The 1,863-nt window shown below is 75.5% G+C and carries 3 protein-coding genes; 2 read left to right on the top strand and 1 reads right to left on the bottom strand.

Annotation, left to right across the window (positions count from 1 at the left end):
* Together F2B26_RS16030 and F2B26_RS16025 are read left to right on the top strand one after the other, a co-directional pair.
* Nucleotides 1-424: zinc-binding dehydrogenase (locus tag F2B26_RS16030; protein ID WP_159811050.1), on the top strand; the 424-nt coding region annotated here is incomplete at its 5' end.
* The gene (locus F2B26_RS16025; protein ID WP_159811048.1) at nucleotides 424-1,401 is read left to right on the top strand and encodes an alpha/beta hydrolase; all 978 of its coding nucleotides are present in this window, start codon (nucleotides 424-426) and stop codon (nucleotides 1,399-1,401) included. The genes F2B26_RS16030 and F2B26_RS16025, both read left to right, overlap by 1 nt.
* A gap of 6 nt (nucleotides 1,402-1,407) precedes the next feature.
* Here the strand turns inward: F2B26_RS16025 and F2B26_RS16020 are convergent.
* A partial coding sequence (locus tag F2B26_RS16020) for a restriction system modified-DNA reader domain-containing protein (protein WP_499679453.1) occupies nucleotides 1,408-1,863 on the bottom strand: 456 nt, incomplete at its 5' end.

The following is a 1,863-nucleotide window of genomic DNA, read 5'->3' as shown; positions in this document are numbered from 1 at the left end:
GCTCGAGATGGTCGTCACCAGCCGGTCGGCCGCCAAACGGGAGCGGGCGCTGGCGCTCGGTGCCGCGCAGGCCGTCGAGCCCGGCGCCCGGATCGACCGGGTCGACGTGGTGCTGGAGACGGTCGGGGCCGCCACCTGGTCGCACACGATGCGCTCGGTGCGCCCCGGCGGCACCGTCGTGGTGGCCGGCGCCACGACCGGCGACCCGTCCGCCATGGAGATCAGCCGCCTGTTCTTCACCGAGATCACCGTGGTCGGCGCCACCATGGGCAGCAGGGACGAGCTCGCCCAGGTGCTCGCCTACCTCGACCGGGCCGGGATCGACCCCGTCATCGACCGCCGGCTCCCCCTGGCCCGGGCGCACGAGGCGTTCGCCGCCCTGGCCGCGGGCGAGGGGTTCGGCAAGATCGTGCTCGAGCCCTGATGGCCGAGCCGGCCAGGGACTGGCGGCCCGATGTGCTGGGCGAGGGGTTCGAGTCCCTCACCCTGCCGCTGCCGGACGACGACGAGGGCCCCGTCGTCGCCACCCTGGTCCGCGCCCTGCCGCAGGCCGACGAGCCGATCCGCCCGGCCCGCGCGGTGCTCTACCTGCACGGCTGGTCCGACTACTTCTTCCAGACCGGCCTGGCCCGGTTCTGGACCAGCCAGGGCGTCGCGTTCTACGCGCTCGACCTGCGCAAGTACGGGCGCAGCCTGCGGGAGCACCACACCCCCGGCTACACCGACGACCTGGCCGTCTACGACGCCGACCTGGACGCCGCACTCACCGTCGTCGACGCCGAGCACGGGCTGCCCGGCCGCACCCTGCTCATGGGGCACTCCACCGGCGGCCTCATCGCGTGCCTGTGGGCCGACCGCAACCCCGGCCGGGTGAGCGGTCTCGTGCTCAACTCCCCCTGGCTGGAGCTGCAGGGCTCGTCCATCGTGCGCACCGTGTCCGCACCGGCCATCGCCCAGCTCGCCCGGTTCAGCCCCAAGGCCGCGCTGCCCAACGTCGACCCGGGCTACTGGTCGCGCACGTTGCAGGTGGCCACCGGCGGGGAGTGGACGTACGACGAGCGGTGGCGGCCCACACCGTCGTTCCCGGTCCGGGCCGGCTGGCTCAACGCGATCGTGCAGGGGCACGCCGCCGTGGCCCGCGGCCTGCACATCGACGCACCGGTGCTGCTCGCCACGTCCGCCCGCACCCTGATCTCCGCACGCTGGAGCGAGGACATGCGGGTGGCCGACGTGGTGATCGACGTCGAGGCCGTCGTCCGCCGCGCGGTGCACCTCGGCCCGGTCGTCACCGTGCTGCGGGTGGCCGACGGCATGCACGACCTCACCCTGTCGGCACCGGCTGTGCGTGCACGCTTCTACGCCGAGCTGGACCGCTGGCTCGCCGGGTACGGCTGGGGCTGAGCCGGCTCAGCCCACGGTGTCGGTGCCGGCGACCAGGACGACGGCCTCCTGCAGCGTCGGCCCGTCCTCACCGAACCGCCACGCCCGCCACCCGTCGACCTGCCCGACGGCGCCCGCTGCGCCGGTCGCGGCCTGCGACGGGTCGGCGTACAACCGCCCGTCGGCCAGCGCGATGAGCCCGTCGGCCCGCAGCCAGGCGGTCAGCCGCTGCCCGCGACGCTGCCGGTTCCAGATGAGCTTCGCCGGTGCGCTCGTCGCCTCCGCGAGGACGCTGAGCAGCGGGTGCGGCTCCGGGGTCGCCGGCGTGGGCGCCACGGGCGGGGTCGCCAGGTCGGCGAGCGGCGAGCTGAGCACCGGTGCCTGCCCGTCGTGGGCGGATGCGGGCCCCTCCGACGGTGCCGCGGCGGCCGAGGGCGGCGGGGTCGCGCGCACCGGGGTGGTCGACCAGGACGTGCGCCGCGG

The sequence above is a fragment of the Cellulomonas citrea genome, from assembly GCF_009829685.1.
Lineage (GTDB): Bacteria > Actinomycetota > Actinomycetes > Actinomycetales > Cellulomonadaceae > Cellulomonas > Cellulomonas citrea.
This window is presented reverse-complemented; position numbering and strand designations above follow the sequence as displayed.